19 protein-coding genes are annotated in these 17466 nt (G+C 72.5%); 8 read left to right on the forward strand and 11 right to left on the reverse strand.

From position 1 onward, the window contains the following. The first annotated feature begins 345 nt into the window (after nucleotides 1-345). Both IF83_RS0105770 and IF83_RS0105775 read left to right on the forward strand, forming a co-directional pair. Nucleotides 346-1110 carry a metallophosphoesterase family protein gene (locus IF83_RS0105770; protein WP_030542935.1) on the forward strand — a complete coding sequence of 255 codons (765 nt, stop codon included), beginning with the start codon at nucleotides 346-348 and terminating at the stop codon, nucleotides 1108-1110. Between the two features lie 360 nt (nucleotides 1111-1470). Beyond that, nucleotides 1471-2241 carry an isocitrate lyase/PEP mutase family protein gene (locus tag IF83_RS0105775; RefSeq protein WP_030542936.1) on the forward strand — a complete coding sequence of 257 codons (771 nt, stop codon included), beginning with the start codon at nucleotides 1471-1473 and terminating at the stop codon, nucleotides 2239-2241. A 128-nt stretch (nucleotides 2242-2369) separates the two neighbouring features. Here IF83_RS0105775 and IF83_RS0105780 read toward each other — a convergent pair whose 3' ends face one another. Beyond that, nucleotides 2370-3089: a TMEM175 family protein gene (locus IF83_RS0105780; protein ID WP_244176871.1), complete on the reverse strand. Its 720-nt coding sequence runs from the start codon at nucleotides 3087-3089 to the stop codon at nucleotides 2370-2372. A 249-nt stretch (nucleotides 3090-3338) separates the two neighbouring features. Between IF83_RS0105780 and IF83_RS0105785 the strand changes: the two genes are divergently transcribed. Together IF83_RS0105785 and IF83_RS0105790 are read left to right on the forward strand one after the other, a co-directional pair. Continuing rightward, nucleotides 3339-3890, forward strand: coding sequence for a TetR/AcrR family transcriptional regulator (locus IF83_RS0105785; protein WP_158711001.1), 552 nt, complete (start codon nucleotides 3339-3341; stop codon nucleotides 3888-3890). Between the two features lie 189 nt (nucleotides 3891-4079). Next, a complete protein-coding gene (locus IF83_RS0105790) occupies nucleotides 4080-5474 on the forward strand; it encodes a cytochrome P450 (protein ID WP_158711002.1) in 1395 nt (464 codons plus the stop codon). Nucleotides 5475-5522: 48 nt separating this feature from the next. Here IF83_RS0105790 and IF83_RS0105795 read toward each other — a convergent pair whose 3' ends face one another. After that, nucleotides 5523-5978 (reverse strand): ATP-binding protein, encoded by a 456-nt coding sequence (locus IF83_RS0105795; protein WP_030542940.1) that lies wholly within the window; start codon nucleotides 5976-5978, stop codon nucleotides 5523-5525. Between the two features lie 158 nt (nucleotides 5979-6136). On the opposite strand from IF83_RS0105795, the gene IF83_RS0105800 reads away from it, so the two are divergent. Both IF83_RS0105800 and IF83_RS0105805 read left to right on the forward strand, forming a co-directional pair. Beyond that, entirely contained in the window at nucleotides 6137-7024 is an 888-nt protein-coding gene (locus IF83_RS0105800) for a helix-turn-helix domain-containing protein (protein WP_030542941.1), read from the forward strand. Then, the gene (locus tag IF83_RS0105805) at nucleotides 7021-7212 is read left to right on the forward strand and encodes a DUF397 domain-containing protein (RefSeq protein ID WP_030542942.1); all 192 of its coding nucleotides are present in this window, start codon (nucleotides 7021-7023) and stop codon (nucleotides 7210-7212) included. Before IF83_RS0105800 ends, IF83_RS0105805 begins: the two co-directional genes overlap by 4 nt. A 77-nt stretch (nucleotides 7213-7289) precedes the next feature. Here IF83_RS0105805 and IF83_RS32955 read toward each other — a convergent pair whose 3' ends face one another. Further along, nucleotides 7290-7658, reverse strand: coding sequence for a hypothetical protein (locus IF83_RS32955; protein ID WP_030542943.1), 369 nt, complete (start codon nucleotides 7656-7658; stop codon nucleotides 7290-7292). A 206-nt stretch (nucleotides 7659-7864) separates the two neighbouring features. Here IF83_RS32955 and IF83_RS0105815 point away from each other — a divergent pair, with 206 nt between their 5' ends. Further along, nucleotides 7865-9472: a PH domain-containing protein gene (locus IF83_RS0105815; protein WP_037678847.1), complete on the forward strand. Its 1608-nt coding sequence runs from the start codon at nucleotides 7865-7867 to the stop codon at nucleotides 9470-9472. On the opposite strand, the gene hisF is transcribed toward IF83_RS0105815, so the two are convergent. From hisF to hisD, 8 genes are all read right to left on the reverse strand, one after another. Then, the gene (hisF, locus tag IF83_RS0105820) at nucleotides 9432-10202 is read right to left on the reverse strand and encodes an imidazole glycerol phosphate synthase subunit HisF (protein WP_030542945.1); all 771 of its coding nucleotides are present in this window, start codon (nucleotides 10200-10202) and stop codon (nucleotides 9432-9434) included. The two genes, IF83_RS0105815 and hisF, sit on opposite strands and share 41 nt — an antisense overlap. A gap of 59 nt (nucleotides 10203-10261) precedes the next feature. Then, complete coding sequence (locus tag IF83_RS0105825) at nucleotides 10262-10723, reverse strand: RidA family protein (protein WP_244176873.1); 462 nt, start codon at nucleotides 10721-10723, stop codon at nucleotides 10262-10264. A gap of 141 nt (nucleotides 10724-10864) precedes the next feature. Continuing rightward, nucleotides 10865-11593, reverse strand: coding sequence for a bifunctional 1-(5-phosphoribosyl)-5-((5-phosphoribosylamino)methylideneamino)imidazole-4-carboxamide isomerase/phosphoribosylanthranilate isomerase PriA (gene priA / locus IF83_RS0105830; protein ID WP_030542947.1), 729 nt, complete (start codon nucleotides 11591-11593; stop codon nucleotides 10865-10867). 103 nt (nucleotides 11594-11696) lie between these two features. Then, nucleotides 11697-12377 carry an imidazole glycerol phosphate synthase subunit HisH gene (hisH, locus tag IF83_RS0105835; RefSeq protein WP_051722487.1) on the reverse strand — a complete coding sequence of 227 codons (681 nt, stop codon included), beginning with the start codon at nucleotides 12375-12377 and terminating at the stop codon, nucleotides 11697-11699. Next, nucleotides 12374-12541, reverse strand: a complete 168-nt coding sequence (locus IF83_RS34020) for a hypothetical protein (RefSeq protein ID WP_030542949.1) — start codon at nucleotides 12539-12541, stop codon at nucleotides 12374-12376. The genes hisH and IF83_RS34020 overlap by 4 nt, the downstream gene beginning before the upstream one ends. Continuing rightward, complete coding sequence (gene hisB, locus IF83_RS0105845; RefSeq protein WP_030542950.1) at nucleotides 12538-13131, reverse strand: imidazoleglycerol-phosphate dehydratase HisB; 594 nt, start codon at nucleotides 13129-13131, stop codon at nucleotides 12538-12540. Before hisB ends, IF83_RS34020 begins: the two co-directional genes overlap by 4 nt. Continuing rightward, nucleotides 13128-14291 carry a histidinol-phosphate transaminase gene (locus IF83_RS0105850; RefSeq protein WP_078843202.1) on the reverse strand — a complete coding sequence of 388 codons (1164 nt, stop codon included), beginning with the start codon at nucleotides 14289-14291 and terminating at the stop codon, nucleotides 13128-13130. The genes hisB and IF83_RS0105850 overlap by 4 nt, the downstream gene beginning before the upstream one ends. A gap of 2 nt (nucleotides 14292-14293) precedes the next feature. After that, nucleotides 14294-15631: a histidinol dehydrogenase gene (gene hisD / locus IF83_RS0105855; RefSeq protein WP_051722488.1), complete on the reverse strand. Its 1338-nt coding sequence runs from the start codon at nucleotides 15629-15631 to the stop codon at nucleotides 14294-14296. 165 nt (nucleotides 15632-15796) lie between these two features. On the opposite strand from hisD, the gene IF83_RS0105860 reads away from it, so the two are divergent. After that, on the forward strand, nucleotides 15797-17398 hold the full coding sequence (locus IF83_RS0105860) for a hypothetical protein (protein WP_030542953.1): 1602 nt from the start codon (nucleotides 15797-15799) through the stop codon (nucleotides 17396-17398). Nucleotides 17399-17466: the final 68 nt, after the last annotated feature.

Consider the following 17466-nt stretch of genomic DNA (forward strand, 5'->3'; position numbering starts at 1 on the left):
GGGCCAGGGCACTCACCCGGCGACGCTGACGGAGATGCCGCCGGTGCCGGGCGATGTCTTCGACCGCCGGCTGAAGTCCGGTCGGAGACAAACCGGATACGAGAAGGTTCAGCGACTCGCTCCGGTCGAGTCCGGACATCCGCTCTCGTCGGGGAATCGTGGAACGCGCTCCCGGTCCGCTGCGGCCGGGTGCGGGCGAGGGCGGCGCGTTCCACTGGAGACCCTGGGGCGCACCGCCGGGGCCGGGGACGGCCGCGCGGCCGGCTTCGGCGGCCGGGACGGCGCGGGGCTTCGCGCTGAGTGAACCGGCCACGGGCCGCGCCCGGCGCCGTTACCGTCTCCGCCATGAGCGCCGTGACGCAGCGAGTCGCCGTACTGTCCGACATCCACGGGGTGCTGCCCGCCCTGGAGGCCGTGCTCGCCGAGCCCGCCGTCCGGTCCGCCGACCGGATCGTGCTCACCGGGGACATGGCCGCCGGGCCGCAGCCCGTCGAGACGCTGGACCTGCTGGACTCGCTCGGCGACCGGGCACTGTGGATCCGGGGCAACGCCGACCGGGAGTTGGTGGAGGGAGCGCCCGCCGGCATCCCGGTCTCCGCCTGGGCGGCCGAGCAGCTCCGCCCGGACCAGACCGAGCGGCTCGCGGGTCTGCCGCTCACCGCCGAACTGGATATCGACGGCCTCGGCCGCGTGCTGTTCTGCCACGGCACCCCGCGCGACGACGCGGAGGTCATCCTCACCGACTCCTCCGCCGGCCGCTGGGCCGAGGTCCTGGCCGGTGTGGACACCGGCGTCGAGGTGGTCGTCTGCGGCAACACGCACATGCCGTTCGCCCGGCTCGTGCACGGCCGCCTGGTGGTCAACCCGGGCAGCGTCGGCATGCCCTATGGCCGCCGGGGCGCCCACTGGGCCCTGCTCGGCCCGGGCGTGGAGCTGCGCCGCACTCCGTACGACTACGCGGCGGCGTGCGCGCGGATCGCCGCCGAGTCGGCCTTCCCGGACGCCGCCGCCTGGGCGGACGAATACGTCCACGCCCGCAACTCCGCGGAGGACGCGGTCGCGGTCTTCGGACCCCTGGAGGGGCGCCCGGCCCCGGGGCCTCCGACGTGACGTAACGGGCGCGGTGGGCCGGGGGCCGTGCTTCCCCCCGCACGCGCCCGGCGATACCGTGCCGCACCGCGCCCGAATCAACGGTGTCGGGGCGGTGTTTCCGCCGGGCTCGTTTCCGCCGGGCCCGGGTGCGCGGGACCGGCTCCCCGGCCGCAACGGGCCCCTGTGCTCGAACGTTCTCGAGCGTCCTCGAACGACCCCGTGTCCGAGGGGCCGCCTCTCCCCGCCAGCGACACCGGAGGCGAGCCGGGCTTCCCTCCCGGCCCCTCGGGATGCGCGGAACCTTCTCCGGACGGGCGGCCGGGACCACCCCGTCTCGAACGGCCCCGCGCCCCAGCGCAGTTGCCTACGCTGACGCACATGACTGCGACGACCGACACCGCCGGCGGCACCCACGGGTCCGCTTCGCGGGCCGAGACCTTCCGCGCCCTCCACCACGACCGGGCGCCCTCCGCCCCGCTGGTCCTCCCCGGCCCCTGGGACGCGGTGAGCGCGCGGGCCTTCGAGGCCGCCGGTTTCCCGGCCCTGGCCACGCCCAGCGCGGGCGTCTCGGCGGCCCTCGGCTATCCGGACGGCGGCGGCACTCCGCCGGAGGAGATGTTCGCGGCGATCGGGCGGATCGCCCGCTCCGTCTCTGTCCCCGTCTCGGCGGACGTCGAGGACGGCTACGGCCTGCCGCCCGCCGAGCTGGTCGAACGGCTGCTGGAGGCCGGGGCGGTGGGCTGCAATCTGGAGGACTCCGATCCGGCGGACCGGCGGCTCGCCGACCCCCGGCGGCACGCCGACCGGCTGGCGGAGGTCCGGGAAGCGGCGGGCGACGCCCTGTTCGTCAACGCCCGTGTCGACACCTTCCTCCGCGGTGTGCCGGACACCGGGGCGGCGATCGAACGCGGCCGGCTCTACCGCGAGGCCGGTGCCGACTGCGTCTACCCGATCCTCGCCCCGCCGGAGCTGCTGCCCGAACTCGCCGCCGGCATCGGCGGACCGCTCAACGCGATCGCCGTCCCCGGCGGCCCCACCCCGCGCGAACTCGGCGAACTGGGCGCCACCCGCGTCACGTTCGGCGGCGGCCTCCAGCGCCGTATCGCGGAGGAGATCCAGAGCCTGGCGCGGGAGCTGGGCGGCGGCTGACCCGGAGCCCGACCCGGCCGGCCTCCGGCGGCACGGCAGGCGTACTCGGCGCTCCGGGGAGCCGTCGGCCGCGTGGCCTGTACGCGTCGTCCGGACCGCGGTGTGACACCGGCCCGATCCCGCCGGTGTCACACCTCGGGAGGTCTCTCCGCGGGCTCCCGGTGCGTGGCCTCCCGCCGCGTACGCCGTCGTCTGCGGCCGATCACGAAGTTCAGCGGGACCAGTGCGAGCCAGGACCACATGGCCGCCCCCGGGGAGACGAAAGCCACCGGCACGGCGGCACCGAAGACCACGGCGGTGACCCCCGAGTCCACGGCGAGCCGCCGCCTCCTCGCCGTCGGGCCCCCGTCGGCCGGTCCGGCGCGGTCCCGGACCGTCTCGCTGCGGCGAACGGCGACCACCAAGGCCGTGTGAACGGCATTGATGGCCGCCACCGTGCCCGAGTAGACCGCCACGGCCAGTGCCTGGTCGGTGTACTCGGCGAGCAGGGACGTCGGGAACGGCAGGAGAGCCACCAGAGCGAGTCCCAGCAGCGTCAGACCGAGCGCCGCGCCGTCCGCCGCGGGCGCGGCGCCGAGGATGCTGCGGTGATCGCGCCAGAACTGGGCGATGACGGCGAAGCTGAGCGCGTAAGCGGCGATGTTCGGCAGCACATCACTCAGCGCCTGGTGGAAGCCCGCGCTGTCCAGGCCCGCCGGTACGGAGATGTCCAGCGCCAGGAGCGTCATGGCGATGGCGAAGACCCCGTCCGACAAGGTCTCCACTCGCTGGGCCCCGCCGGCCCCGGCGGTGCCACCGTTTCCACCGAAGGAGCCCTTCCCGTCGCGGTGTGGCCCGGTGTTCGTCACATCAGACGATCCTCGCCCCTTTCCTCCCCGGCGGCATCCGGGACGGCGCCGTCCGGACCAGTACGTTTCCGCGCCCGGGCTCAGTAAGGGCTTGCAGGGCAATTTGCCTACTGCAAAGCCCTCCCGGAAGCGGCACCGTGGTGCGGCCACGTAGAACAGGATCTTGAGTGAGGAGCAAGGCGATGGGTCTCTCCGGGGCGCCGCGTTAAGTTCTTGCGAACGAACTCGACCGAATGAGGGATGTGGCGGGTGTCTGGCGAAGCATTGCGTGACCGGCTGCTGGACGCGGCCCTTGAACTGGCCTCTCCCGGCCTGGTTCTCACCGTGCCGTCCTTGCGATCGGCGGCCCGGGCCTGTGGGGTGTCCGCCACTGCGGTGTACCGCCACTTCGCCTCGCAGAGTGAACTCAACCGAGCCGTTCTCCTGCGCACCGATGCCCTCTTCGTCGCTGCGCTGACCGAGGCCGACGATCCGAAGCTGCCTCCTCTCGACCGCCTCCGCCGCATCGCCGCTGCCTACTTGGCCTGGGGCATCGCCAACCCGGGGCTGTACCAGTTGCGTTTTGAGAGTGCCGGCCAACTGGGCGAGGACTACGTACAGAGCGGGGCGGCGGACGTTGTCCTGAGAGGCATCGGCCAACTGGCCAGAGGAGCGGGCGCGGACGAGCGCGTCACTGCTGAGGATCTCTGGGTCGGCATGCACGGAGTGGTCTCCCTGCGCATCCACAAACCACACCTGGCGTGGCCGGACGTGGAGACACACGTCGACCGGCTCTTCATCCTGTGGGGCTTCACTGCCTGAACGCCGTCACCAGGCCGCCCCTCGTCTCCCTCTTCGCCTTTCGGCGTTTCAGCGGTCCCCCTTCCCGCTCCGGTCATCCGAGGCCGACGGCACTCGACATGACAGGTTGACAGCTGTTAACTTCAGTCGCGGTTAACAGGCGTCAACCTGTGTGCCCAGGCGCGATGTGCCATGGAAAGGACCGAGAGCATGCTCACTGTCAACGACCTCCCGGAGCCGTCGGCGTTTCCCCTGCTGGGTCACCTCCCGGCCCTGGCGCGCGGTCCGGCCATGCACCGCGTGCTCCATGACTGGCGGGACACGTACGGCCCGGTCTACCGGATCCGGTTCGGCCGTACTCCCCTGGTCGTCACCTCGTCGCCGGACATCGTTCAGACAGTTCTGCGCGAGCGACCGGGAGCATTCCGGCGGGCTCCGCTGCTGGCGCAACTCATCCACGAGATGGGCGCTCCAGGTCTGTTCGATGCGGAAGGCGAGGACTGGCACCGCATGCGCCAGATCGCAATGCGGGGCTTACGTGCCGAGGCATTGCGTGACTCCTTCTCCGTGATCATCCGGTCTGTCGAGCGGCTCCGGACGCTCTGGGCCGCCAAGGAGGCTGCGCGGGTGGACGTCCTCGACGACCTGATGCGCTACACGGTCGAAGTGTCGACGGCCTTGTTCTCAGGCCACGATCTGGACGCCCTGGGACCACAGCAAAGCGATGGCCTGGCCGGGCGCCTGCCACTGGCTTTCGAGCAACTCGGGCGCCGGATCTCCAGCCCGATCCCGTACTGGCGGTGGGTCCGCCTGCCCGCCGACCGCAGGCTGGACGCCACCATTGCGGAGCTCCGTGGCCTGGTGGAGAAGCAGTACGTCCAGGCCAGGCGTAGCGTGGCAGAAGGGCGGGAGCCGGTTACTTACCTGGAGGCGCTCGCCGAGGCAGGCGCGAACGGCGGCGGACAACTGGCGGAGAAGGACGTCGTCAGCGCCGTGGTCAACATGATCGTAGCGGGGGAGGACAACACTGCCGCCGCTGCCGCATGGGCGCTGTACTACCTGGCCGCCCATCCCGAGGTGCAGCGGAAGGTATGGGAAGAGGCGGAGGCGGTGCTGGGGGACACGGGACTCCGAGCCGACCCGGCCGCCCTGTCCCGGTTGCGCTATGCCGAGGCGGTGGTCCACGAATCGATCCGCCTGCGCCCGACGAGCCCTTTCTTGATCATGCAGGCCGTCCGTGACATCACCGTTGCGGACGGAGCGGACGCCTTGCATCTGAAGGCCGGAACCCTTGTCATGCCGCTGCTGACACACGGTTCGGATGTTGACGACAGCAGGTACCCGGACCCCGGCGCATTCGAGCCCGAGCGCTGGCTGTCCCCCTCCGCCCCGCGAACGGACGGCGTATCACCGTTCCTGCCCTTCGGAGGCGGGCCCCGGTTCTGCCCCGGACGCAACCTCGCCCTCATCGAGATGACCATGGTCGTCGCCATGGTGTGCCACCACTTCGAGTTGGAGGCCGACACAACAGCGGGCCCGGTCGGCGAACGCGTGACCTTCGCGATGCTGCCAACGAACCTGGGCGTCCGGATGCACCGACGTTAAACGCCAAGCTCCCGGGTGCGCGTACAGGCGGTGCGTCCGGCCGGCCCCTCAACGGTCCGCGTTCTCGCAGGCCGCCGCCACGGCGCACTCCGCCCACACCGTCTTGCCGGGCCCGTTCCGCTCCTGCACGCCCCAGCGGAGGGCGACCGCCTCGACCAGGGCCAGCCCCCGCCCCCGGTCGTAGCCGGGCGAGGGCTCGACACGGACGGGGCGGCCGGGGTGGGTGTCGGACACCTCGATCCGGAGCACGCCGGTCCCGGTGTCGTACGCGAGCCGCAGCGCGCAGTCCCGGCCCGGGACGAGGCCGTGCAGCGCGGCGTTCGACGCGAGTTCCGCGATGACGAGGGTCGCGCCGTCGAACGCGCAGGTGCCGCGCGGGAGCCCCCAGTCGACGAGCTGATGCCCGGCCAGCAGCCGGGCGAGCCGGGCACCGCGCCGCGTGGACGGGCAGCGGTGCGCGAACGTACGTACGGTGACGGGGACTTGGGTGCGTGGTGCTGTCATGACAGCCAGCGTTCCGGCCCGTCACGGCAGTTGACCAGGAACGACGCTGACCCAGATTCGCGCTGTATCAGCCGATTCGCTGGACTGGAGCCATGCCGCTGCGTGACGATCGACGCACCGAGAGTGGCGCGGGAGCGCGGCGGAAAGGCGGAGCGGCGATGGCAGCGAACAACGGGGGCGGCGGGAACGGGCGCGGAGGTACCGGCGGTGAGGGCCGCGGCTGTGCGAACGGTGAGCCCGAGGTGTCCGACAGCCTCAAGACCTTCGGCGCGGTGCTGAAGGCGCTGCGGGAGGAAGCGCGGCTGACGCAGGAGGAGTTCGCGCCCCGGGTGCAGTTCTCCCAGCCGTACATCGCCAAGATCGAGCAGGGCAAGCGGTTCCCGCCCCTCAATCTCGTCGACCGCTCGGAGGATGTGCTGGGCCCGATGGCGGCCCGCGTCCTGGGCGCGGCGGCTCGCAGCCTCACCCGCAAGGCAGGACTCGCCTCCTGGTTCCGGCAGTGGGCCGGGATCGAGGAGGAGGCGGTGTCGTTGTATGCCTATGAGTGCCGGGTCGTTCCGGGACTGCTGCAGCCCGAGCCGTACATCCGGCAGATCTTCGAACGCCGCCTGCCGCCGCTCACGGAAGAGCAGTTCGAGCGCCAGGTGACAGCCCGGCTGTCCAGACAGCGGCTCTTCGCCGAACGGCCGAACACGACGTTCAGCTTCATCATCGAGCAGGCTCTGCTGACGCGCCGTCTGGGCGGTACCGACGTCACGAGGGCACTGATCGACCATCTTCTCGAGCAGGGACGCCTGCGGAACGTGGACATCCAGGTCATGCCGCTTGAGCAGGAGGATCACTCCGGCTTCGAAGGGCCGATGTATCTGGCGGAGACAGTCGAGAACCGGTGGATCGGCTACGTCGAGGGCCACGACAGCAGCGCCCTCATCACCGACCCGAAAGCAGCCAGTTCGATGCTTCAGCGCTATGGCAAGATGCGCGCACAGGCTCTGAGCCGACAGGCCACCACGAGCCTGCTGGAGCAGATTCGAGGAGCGCTATGAACACGGCTGAACTGGTGTGGTTCAAGAGCAGCTACAGCGGCGGCGGCGGCGACAACTGCGTCGAGGTCGCCATACGTCCCGAAGCCGTCCTTGTCCGGGACTCCAAGGACACCGAGCGCCACCCGCTGGTCGTTTCCCCTGACGCGTGGACGGCCTTCACCGCACAGGCGGCGCATCTGCGCGCCTGAGCGCCGCCCCGGCCCGCCTGGCGACGGCTGCCCAACGGACGGCGGACGCGAGCAGCCCTGCCCACGGGGCCGCCGCCTCACAGTGCGACTGGTGGTTCGATCGCCGCGTCCGTCCCGGAGACGCGCGGGGGACGCGGACGGGTCAGCAGCCGTTCCTCCAGGACCGTCGCGTAGATCGCGGCGGTCGTGGGCGCCGGGTGGGCCGGGGGCCAGATACCCCGCCGGTAGGAGAAGCGGCGGCCGCGGAAGGTGACGGCGGCCACCGCGCAGACGGCGCGGACGGCGTTCTCCTCGTCCCCGTCCTCCGTCAAGTACTCGATGTCCAGTGACTCCAGCCGCGCGCCCCGGCAGACCAGGAAGGTTTCCAGGGCGGGCCGGGCGGCCCGCAGGAACGCTTCCGCGTAGCGCTGCGGGCTGCCGTGCCGAGCCTGCTCTCCACCGGTCATTCGTCCACTGTGTCATCTCGGCGCGGGCGTCGGCCCGGTCGCGGTACGACCTGCATTGCGCCGTGGCCGAGCGCCATGGGCCCGCCGTCGGCCGGATCCCGTTGCTCCGGAACCCGGCTGACGGGCAAGGCGGCAACATCCCGGGCCGGAACGCTGCCGTACACCGGACAAGAACGCGCGGCGCGGCTGATGGCACGCTTCCCCGCATGACCACCGCACCGGAAGTGATCTGCCGTTCGCCCTACCGCCGCGCCCTGGGGTTCTTCTTCCTCGGCCTCGGGGTGGCCGGGGCCCTCCTGGCCCTGGCACGAGCGGCCTCCCGGGGCACTTTCCTGGACGTGTGGCTGGGCCTCGGCCTGTTCTTCGCACTGGTGGGCTTCGCCTCGGTCCGCGGGGTCAGCGCCGAAGTGCGCGGTGACGCCCACGGCTTGCACTTCAGGACGCTGCTGCGCCACCGGAGCGTGCCGTGGCGCGACATCGCCGACCTGCGGGTACAGCTCCAGTCCGCGGGGGCGTTCCACTCCCAGGAGATCCGCCGCGTCGGCCTGGTGCTGCGCGACGGACGCAAGAGGCTGCTTCCGCTGCCGAGCAGCGGTGCCGCCCCCGACCTGGAGTTCGACGCGAAACTGGACGCGCTCCGCGCGCTGCACCGCCGCTACGGGGCCCCGGAGTCGGACCATCTGCCCGTGGTCTCGTCCCGCACCGCCGGGCGCGGCTGGGCCGGGTCGCTGATCCTGTGCGTCCTGCTGCTCGCCGGCGCGGGCGTGGCCGCGTCGTTCGTACCGGGCACCGCGTCGGAGATGCGGGCGTGGCGGTCGGCCGTTCCGTGCGCCGTGGAAGCCTCCACCGCGGAGCCGCGGGCGGACTGCCTTTCCACCCTGCCGGCCGTGATCGAGCGGACCGAGGTCAACGGGCCCAGGCAGCCCAGCCATCTGTATTTCAGCGACGGCCGGCCGCTGGAGCGGCTCCCGGTTTCGGAAGAGGCCGCACAGGCGTTCCGGCCCGGCGACGGCGTCGAACTGACCGTCTGGCGCCGCGAGGTGATGGAGGTCGCCGGGGAGCGCCATGTGTGGCGCAAGCGCGTCATCCCCGCCGGTGACGTGGCCGTCTTCGCAGCCGTGCTCGTCCTCACCGCGGGCTACCCCGGGGCCCGGGTGCTGCTGCGGCTGCGCGGGCGGCGGCTACCCGATGACGAAGTGCTGCCGTCGGCGCTTCCGTTCGTGGGCGCGCTCGCCGGTACGGCGCTGTGGCTGCTGCCGCTCTGCTACCTCCACCCCACGACGCTGTTCACCTCTTCGGTGGCGGTCACGTGGGCAGCCGCGGGCTCGCTCGTCACACTGGGACTCCTCGTCCTCGCCTGGCGCGCCACCAGGGTGCGCGGTCCCGGAGAGGCCGGTGCGGCCGGGCAGTCCGCGGGGGAAGAGGAGGGCGAGGGGGAAGTCTTCCTGCGGGCCCGCTTCCTGGAGGAGACCGACTACAACCCGCACCGCTTCGGCAACCACATCGTGCTGGGCGGCGGCCCGCCCGCGGTGACGCCCCACTCCGGCCCGGGCCGGTTCGCGGCGAGACCGATACCGGTGGGGCGGCTCACCGTCGGGGAAGTGCGCCGGGTCCGGGGCGACGACAGCGAGGTCGTCCCCCGAAGCTGGCACATCGCCGAACTCGACGACGCGGGCCGACGGGTCCGCCTCGCGGCGGCCCCGGCCGACCTGGCCCGTATCCTCCGCGCGCTGGACGCCAAGAGTGCGTCCGCGGCCCCGGCGGCCCGGCCTCTCAGCGGACCGGGTGGCCCGCGTCCCGCAGGGCGTTCTTGACCTCGCCGATGCGGAGGTCGCCGAAGTGGAACACCGAGGCGGCCAGGACCGCGTCCGCGCCGGCGGCGACCGCCGGGGCGAAGTCGGACAGCTTGCCCGCGCCGCCGGAGGCGATCACGGGGATGGTGACCTCCGCGCGCACGGCCTTGATCATCTCGGTGTCGTAGCCGTCCTTGGTGCCGTCGGCGTCCATCGAGTTCAGCAGGATCTCGCCGGCGCCCAACTCGGCCGCCCGGTGGGCCCATTCGACGGCGTCGATGCCGGTGCCGCGCCGCCCGCCGTGGGTGGTGACCTCGTAGCCGGAGGCGGTGGTGGTGCCCTCCGGGCAGCGGCGGGCGTCGACGGAGAGGACGAGCACCTGGCTGCCGAAGCGCTCGGAGATCTCCCGGATCAGCTCGGGGCGGGCGATCGCCGCCGTGTTGACGCCGACCTTGTCCGCCCCGGCGCGCAGCAGCTTGTCGACATCCTCCGTGGAGCGGACGCCGCCGCCGACGGTGAGCGGGATGAAGACCTGCTCGGCGGTGCGCCGGACCACGTCGTAGGTGGTCTCGCGGTCGCCCGAGGAGGCGGTGATGTCGAGGAAGGTCAGCTCGTCGGCGCCCTCGGCGTCGTACAGCTTGGCCATCTCGACGGGGTCGCCCGCGTCGCGCAGGTTCTGGAAGTTGACGCCCTTCACGACCCGGCCGCCGTCCACGTCCAGGCAGGGGATGACTCGGACCGCCAGGGTCATGTCGCTCGGTCTCCTTCTCGTTCTTCGGTCTGTGCGGGGTGGTTCTGCGCGGATACGTCCTACGCGGGGGCCGCGGCGCCGGCCGGCCCGGAGCGGTCGTCGCCGCGGAACGCCTCCAGCTCCACCTCGACCAGCACCCGGGAGTCGACGAAGCCGGAGACCACGACGAGGGTCGCGGCCGGCCGCACGGCGCCGAACAGCTCCTGGTGGGCGCGGCCGACCGCCTCCACGTCGCGGGCGTGGGTCAGATACATGCGGGTGCGGATCACGGACTCGGCGCCGAGGCCGAACCGCGCCAGCGCGTCGAGCGCGTTGCGGAAGGCCGTCCGCGCCTGCTCGTACGGGTCGCCCTCGCCGACCAGATCGCCCGCGACGAGCGGCATGGTGCCGGAGACCAGCACCCGGTCCCCCGCCGCGACGGCCCGCGCGAAACCGATCGACTCCTCCCAGGGGCTGTCGGTCTGCACGCGCTGTATGGAGGGCGGTGTGGCGTCGGACGGTCCGGATCCGGGCATCGGCATCGGTTCTGCTCCTCGAAGCTGCGCGGGCGGGGCGGGCGGGGCGGGCGGGGACGGTATCGGGCGGACGAACGGGCGGGCGGTACGCCCCGGCCGCGGCAGTGCTGTGGGTGCGGTGCGGTGCGCGCCGCGGCCGGTCACCGCTCACGACACCGCGGCGAGCGCCTCCTCCAGCGTGAACGCCTTGGCGTAGAGGGCCTTGCCCACGATGGCGCCCTCGACACCCTCCGGCACCAGAGCCGCGATGGCCCGCAGGTCGTCCAGGGAGGAGACGCCTCCGGAGGCGACGACGGGCTTGTCGGTGGCGGCGCAGACGTTCCGCAGCAGTTCCAGGTTGGGGCCCTGGAGGGTGCCGTCCTTGGCGATGTCGGTGACGACGTAGCGGGCGCAGCCCTCGGAGTCGAGCCGGGCCAGGGTCTCGTAGAGGTCGCCGCCGTCGCGGGTCCAGCCGCGGCCGCGGAGGGTGGTGCCGCGGACGTCGAGGCCGACGGCGATCCGGTCGCCGTGCTCGGCGATGACCTTGGCGACCCACTCGGGGGTCTCCAGGGCGGCGGTGCCGAGGTTGACGCGGGTGCAGCCGGTGGCGAGGGCGGCGGCCAGGGTGGCGTCGTCGCGGATGCCGCCGGACAGCTCGACCTTGATGTCCATGGAGCGGGCGACCTCGGCGATCTTCTCGCGGTTGTCGCCGGTGCCGAAGGCCGCGTCGAGGTCCACGAGGTGCAGCCACTCCGCGCCCGCCTTCTGCCAGGCGAGGGCGGCGGAGAGCGGGTCGCCGTAGGACGTCTCGGAGCCGGACTCGCCGTGGACGAGGCGGACGGCCTGGCCGTCGCGGACGTCGACGGCCGGGAGGAGTTCGAGGCGGTGCGTGGTCATGGCGTGGCGTGCCTTCGGTGTCGTGGCGGACGGGGAGAGGTGCGCGGTGGCGGGGTGCCGCACCGGGGCGGCGGCCCCCGCCGCGCGCGGTGCGGCACCGGGGTCAGAGGGTGTCGACCCAGTTGCGCAGCAGCTGGGCGCCGGCGTCGCCGGACTTCTCCGGGTGGAACTGGGTGGCCCACAGCGGGCCGTTCTCCACGGCGGCCACGAACGGCTCCCCGTGCGTGGTCCAGCTGACCTTCGGCGGGCGGATGGAGGCGTTGCCGGCCTCGAAGTCCCACTGGCCGACCGCGTAGGAGTGGACGAAGTAGAAGCGGGTGTCCTCGTCAAGGCCGGCGAAGGCCTGCGAACCCTCGGCCGCCTTCACGGTGTTCCAGCCCATGTGCGGGACGACGGGGGCGCGCAGCGGGCCGACGGTTCCCGGCCACTCGTCCAGGCCCTCGGTCTCGACGCCGTGCTCGATGCCGCGGGCGAAGAGGATCTGCATGCCGACGCAGATGCCCAGGACGGGGCGGCCGCCGGCCAGCCGCCGGCCGACGACCCAGTCGCCGCGTGCCTCCTTGAGCCCCTGCATGCAGGCGGCGAAGGCGCCGACGCCGGGGACGAGCAGTCCGTCGGCGTTCATGGCGCGGTCGTAGTCGCGGGTGATCTCGACGTCGGCGCCGGCCCGGGCGAGGGCGCGCTCCGCGGAGCGAACGTTGCCGAAGCCGTAGTCGAAGACGACGACCTTCTTGCCGGTGCCCGTGCCCCGGCCGGTGCCGGGGCCGGTGTCCGTGCCGGTCATTCCCATACTCCCTCCAGCCGCATGATGCCCGCCGCCAGGCACATCGCCGAACTGATCGCCAGCAGCACGATCACGCCCTTGGGCAGCCCCTGCCTGGCGAAGGAGATCACCCCGCCGAGCAGGAACAGCCCCACGACGATCAGGACGGTGGACAGCCCCGTCACAGCGCGCCCTTCGTGGACGGCAGGATGCCGGCGGCGCGCGGGTCGCGTTCGCTGGCGTAGCGCAGCGCGCGGGCGAGGGCCTTGAACTGGCATTCCACGATGTGGTGCGCGTTGCGCCCGTAGGGCACGTGGACGTGCAGGGCGATCTGCGCCTGGGCCACGAAGGACTCCAGGATGTGCCGGGTCATCGTGGTGTCGTACTCGCCGATCATCGGCGCCATCTTCTCGGGCTCGGTGTGCACGAGGTACGGGCGGCCGGAGAGGTCGACGGTGACCTGGGCGAGCGATTCGTCCAGCGGGACGGTGCAGTTGCCGAAGCGGTAGATGCCGACCTTGTCGCCGAGGGCCTTCCGGAAGGCGGCGCCGAGCGCCAGCGCGGTGTCCTCGATGGTGTGGTGGCTGTCGATGTGCAGATCGCCCTCGGTCTTCACCGTGAGGTCGAAGAGGCCGTGCCGGCCGAGCTGGTCGAGCATGTGGTCGTAGAAGCCGACGCCGGTCGACACGTCGACCTTGCCGGTGCCGTCCAGGTCGATCTCGACGAGGACGCTGGTCTCCTTGGTGGTGCGCTCCACGCGGCCCACGCGGGTCATCGGTTCGTCTCCTTGGTGGGGTTCCCGGTGCTCCGGGGGTCTGGTGCGGTCCCCGGGCGGTGCAGCACGGCGCGGACCGCGTCGAGGAAGGCGTCGTTCTCGGCCGGGGTTCCGGCGGTGACGCGCAGCCATCCGGGCACGCCGTTGTCGCGGACCAGGACGCCCTGCTCCAGCAGGGCCCGCCAGGTCTTGTGGGCGTCGTCGAAGCGGCCGAACTGGACGAAGTTGGCGTCCGAGTCGGTCACTTCACAGCCGGCCGCGCGCAACTCCGTAACCAGGCGGTCCCGTTCCGACTTCAGCTGTTCCACGTAACCGAGCAGGGTGTCGGTGTGTTCCAGCGCGGCGAGCGCGGTGGCCTGGGTGACGGCCGAGAGGTGGTACGGCAGCCGCACGAGCTGGACGGCGCCGACGACGGCCGGGTCGGCGGCGAGGTAGCCGAGCCGGAGCCCGGCCGCGCCGAAGGCCTTCGACATGGTGCGGCTGATCACCAGCAGCGGCCGGCCCTCGATCAGCGGCAGCAGCGAGGGGCGGTGGCTGAACTCGCCGTACGCCTCGTCGACGACGACCAGCGTCGGCTTCGCTGCCTGGGCCGCCTCGTACAGGGCGAGGACGGTCTCCGCCTCGACGGCGGTGCCGGTCGGGTTGTTCGGGGAGGTGATGAAGACGACGTCGGGCCGGTGCTCGGCGATGGCCGCGCGGGCGCCCTCCACGTCGATGCGGAAGTCGGCGTGGCGGGGGCCGGAGATCCAGCCGGTGCCGGTGCCGCGCGCGATGAGGGCGTGCATCGAGTAGGAGGGCTCGAAGCCGATGGCCGTGCGGCCGGGGCCGCCGAAGGCCTGCAGCAGCTGCTGCAGCACCTCGTTGGAGCCGTTGGCCGCCCACACCTGCTCGCGCGTGACCTCGTGCCCGCAGGTGCGGGTGAGGTACCGCGCCAGTTCGGTGCGGAGTTCGGCCGCGTCCCGGTCCGGGTAGCGGTTGAGGGTGCGGGCCGCCTCGGTGACGCGCTCGGTGATGCGCCGCACGACCGGCTCGGGCAGCGGGTACGGGTTCTCGTTGGTGTTGAGCCGGACGGGCACGTCGAGCTGGGGGGCGCCGTAGGCGGACTGACCGCGCAGTTCGTCCCGGATGGGCAGGGCGTCCCAGGGTGCCGGGGTGTTCACGCTCACTTGCTCCCGGGCCCTCCGTCCGCCCCCGGCCCGCCGGGGAAGCGGGCCGTGATCGCGGCCCCGTGCGCCGGCAGGTCCTCCGCCTCGGCGAGGGTGACGACGTGGTGGGCGACCTCCGCGAGCGCCTCGCGGCTGTAGTCCACGACGTGGATGCCGCGCAGGAAGGACTGCACCGACAGCCCCGAGGAGTGGCAGGCGCAGCCGCCGGTGGGCAGGACGTGGTTGGAGCCGGCGCTGTAGTCGCCGAGCGAGACCGGGGCGTACGGGCCGACGAAGATCGCGCCGGCGTTGCGGACCCGGGCGGCGAGGGCCGCCGCGTCGGCCGTCTGGATCTCCAGGTGCTCGGCGGCGTAGGCGTCGACCACGCGCAGGCCCTCGTCCATGCCGTCGACCAGCACGATGGCGGACTGCCGGCCGGCCAGGGCCGCGGTGACCCGCTCCACGTGCTTCGTCGCGGCGACCTGCGTCTTCAGCTCGGCCTCCACGGCCTCGGCCAGCTCCGCGGAGTCGGTGACGAGGACGGAGGCGGCGAGGGTGTCGTGCTCGGCCTGGCTGATCAGGTCGGCGGCGACGTGCACCGGGTCGGCCCCGGCGTCGGCCAGGACGGCGATCTCGGTCGGCCCGGCCTCGGCGTCGATGCCGATCCGGCCCTTGAGCAGCCGCTTCGCCGCGGCGACGTAGATGTTGCCGGGGCCGGTGACGAGATTCACCGGCAGGCACTCGTCGGTGCCGTAGGCGAACATGGCGATGGCCTGGGCGCCGCCCGCGGCGTGCACCTCCGCCACGCCCAGCAGGGCGCAGGCGGCGAGGATCGTCGGGTGCGGCAGGCCGCCGAAGGCCGCCTGCGGCGGGGAGCTGACGGCGATGCCCTCGACGCCCGCCTCCTGCGCGGGCACCACATTCATCACAACGGATGACGGGTAGACGGCGAGGCCGCCCGGCACGTACAGGCCCACGCGCTCGACGGGCACCCAGCGCTCGGTGACGCTGCCGCCCGGCACGACCTGCGTGGTGTGGTCGGTGCGGCGCTGGTCGCGGTGGACGAGCCGGGCGCGGCGGATCGACTCCTCCAGCGCGGCGCGGACGGCCGGGTCCAGCTCCTCCAGGGCCCGGGCGAGGGCCTCGGCGGGGACTCTGGTCCGGTCGGGGGTGACACCGTCGAACCGCCGGTTGAAGTCGATCACCGCGGCCGAGCCCCGATGGCGCACGTCGTCGCAGATCGGCCGCACCTTCTCCAGGGCGGCCTCGACGTCGAACTCGGCTCGTGGCAGCAGGTCGCGCAGGGCGGCCCCCTCGGGGAGGGCGTCGCCGCGCAGATCGATTCGGGAGATCACGAGGTCAAGTGTCTCAGACCCGGCACGCGGACCGGGCAGCCGTATCACTCGCTGATACGGGACCCCGGAGTCACTCGTGACCATCGGCTTTCATACGGTTACCCAGCGGGCATGGGACAGCTGTACGGGCCGGGACGGCCGTGCACGACGGAGGAGGACGGGCGAGTGACCGTGCCAGGGGACGGCGAGCCGCCGGCATCTCTTGAACTGACCCCGGCGGAGTGGGGGATGTGGCAGGCGTTCCGCAACGGCAGCACGCACGATCTGCGCACCAGGAATCCGCTCCACGACGATCCGGACGGGCAGCACCGCTGGGGTCCCGACCGCACCGTGCGCGCCCGCGTGCTGGCGCTGTTATTGCTGGACGGCCCGCCGCCGCAGCCGGGGCGGGTGACCGCGCTCAAGCTGAACGGGGCCTACGTCACCGGCGTCCTGGACCTGGCCGGCGGCACCGTCGATCCGTACGTCGAGATGCACGGCTGCCGTTTCGAGAAGGAGATCCTGCTGCCGGAGTCCCGTTTCACCACGCTGCGGCTGGTGGGCTGCCGGATACCCCGGCTGGAGGGCGCGCGGCTGCAGACCGAGGGGGATCTGCATCTGCCGCGCTGCACCGTGCCCCACGGCATCCGGCTCACCGACGCCCAGATCGGCACCGATCTGCTGCTCAACCAGATCACCGTGGAACGCGACCGCCGGGGCCGCTCGATCGTCGCCGACGGCATCTCCGTCGGCCAGGACCTCCAGGCGGAGCTGATCGAGTCGCACGGCGAGCTGAGCCTGCGCGGCGCGCAGATCGGCGTCTCGCTCAGCCTGCGCGGCAGCAAGCTGCGCAATCCGCACGGACGGCGGGCGCTCAACGCCCCCCAGCTCACCGTCGAGCGCACGCTCTACCTGACCGCCGCCGGGCTCAGCAGCTCACCGTTCGCCACCGGCACCACACCGCCGTACGGGATCGTCAACACGCCCGGGAGCGGCGTGCGGCTCCAGCGTTTCGAATGCGTGGGCGGGGTGCGGCTGGACGACGGGCGCTTCGGTGACGCCGTCGACTTCGAACAGGCGCGCTTCGTCATGGAGGCCGACCAGGAGCTGTCCATGCGACGCATCCAGACGCCGGAGCTGCGCTTCCTGTGCGACCGCCCGCACCGCGGCCGGGTGACCCTGTCGGGTGCCAAGGTGGTCAATCTGGTGGACCAGGCGTCGAGTTGGCCGGGCCCGGGCGGTCTGTCGATGGCGGGGTTCACGTACGAGTGCCTGATCCCTCGCGGCCGGTTCCCGCTGTCGATGCGGCTGGAGTGGGTCGCGGCCGCCACCCCGGAGTACGCCCCCGAACCCTACGAGCAGTTGTCGAACGCGCTGCGGACGAGCGGCGAGGACGCCCACGCCCGCGAGGTGCTGCTCGCCAAGCAGCGGCGGCGCCGCGAAACCCTGCCGCTGGCAGGGAAGCTGTGGGGATTCCTGCAGGACTGGACGGTGGCGTACGGCTACCGGCCGGGCCGTGCGGCGGTCTGGATGGCCTTCCTGTGGGCGGCCGGCGCGCTGCTGTTCTCCCGGACCAGGCCGCCGGCCATCAGCGAGGAGGGCGCCCCGCACTGGGACCCGGCGATCTACGCCCTCGACCTGCTGCTTCCGGTGATCAATCTGGGCCAGGACACCTCCTGGCGGATGACGGGCTTCCACCAGTGGGCGTCGGTGGTGATGATCCTGCTCGGCTGGGTGCTCGCCACGACCGTCGCGGCCGGGGCCTCGCGCCTGCTGCGGCGCAACTGACCGGCCGCCGGGCCGCCGGGGCAGCCGGAACTCCGGTTTTTTTACCGCTTGTTGACCATCCCTCAAGC

Origin of the sequence: Streptomyces albus subsp. albus (assembly GCF_000719865.1) — a bacterium.
GTDB classification, from domain to species: domain Bacteria; phylum Actinomycetota; class Actinomycetes; order Streptomycetales; family Streptomycetaceae; genus Streptomyces; species Streptomyces albus_E.

Coding starts and splice junctions, on each gene's coding strand:
- IF83_RS0105770 (WP_030542935.1), top strand. CDS start 346: ATGAGCGCCGTGACGCAGCGAGTCGCCGTACTGTCCGACATCCACGGG.
- IF83_RS0105775 (WP_030542936.1), top strand. CDS start 1,471: ATGACTGCGACGACCGACACCGCCGGCGGCACCCACGGGTCCGCTTCG.
- IF83_RS0105790 (WP_158711002.1), top strand. CDS start 4,080: ATGCTCACTGTCAACGACCTCCCGGAGCCGTCGGCGTTTCCCCTGCTG.
- IF83_RS0105795 (WP_030542940.1), bottom strand. CDS start 5,978: ATGACAGCACCACGCACCCAAGTCCCCGTCACCGTACGTACGTTCGCG.
- IF83_RS0105800 (WP_030542941.1), top strand. CDS start 6,137: ATGGCAGCGAACAACGGGGGCGGCGGGAACGGGCGCGGAGGTACCGGC.
- IF83_RS0105805 (WP_030542942.1), top strand. CDS start 7,021: ATGAACACGGCTGAACTGGTGTGGTTCAAGAGCAGCTACAGCGGCGGC.
- IF83_RS32955 (WP_030542943.1), bottom strand. CDS start 7,658: ATGACCGGTGGAGAGCAGGCTCGGCACGGCAGCCCGCAGCGCTACGCG.
- IF83_RS0105815 (WP_037678847.1), top strand. CDS start 7,865: ATGACCACCGCACCGGAAGTGATCTGCCGTTCGCCCTACCGCCGCGCC.
- hisF (WP_030542945.1), bottom strand. CDS start 10,202: ATGACCCTGGCGGTCCGAGTCATCCCCTGCCTGGACGTGGACGGCGGC.
- IF83_RS0105825 (WP_244176873.1), bottom strand. CDS start 10,723: ATGCCGATGCCCGGATCCGGACCGTCCGACGCCACACCGCCCTCCATA.
- priA (WP_030542947.1), bottom strand. CDS start 11,593: ATGACCACGCACCGCCTCGAACTCCTCCCGGCCGTCGACGTCCGCGAC.
- hisH (WP_051722487.1), bottom strand. CDS start 12,377: ATGACCGGCACGGACACCGGCCCCGGCACCGGCCGGGGCACGGGCACC.
- hisB (WP_030542950.1), bottom strand. CDS start 13,131: ATGACCCGCGTGGGCCGCGTGGAGCGCACCACCAAGGAGACCAGCGTC.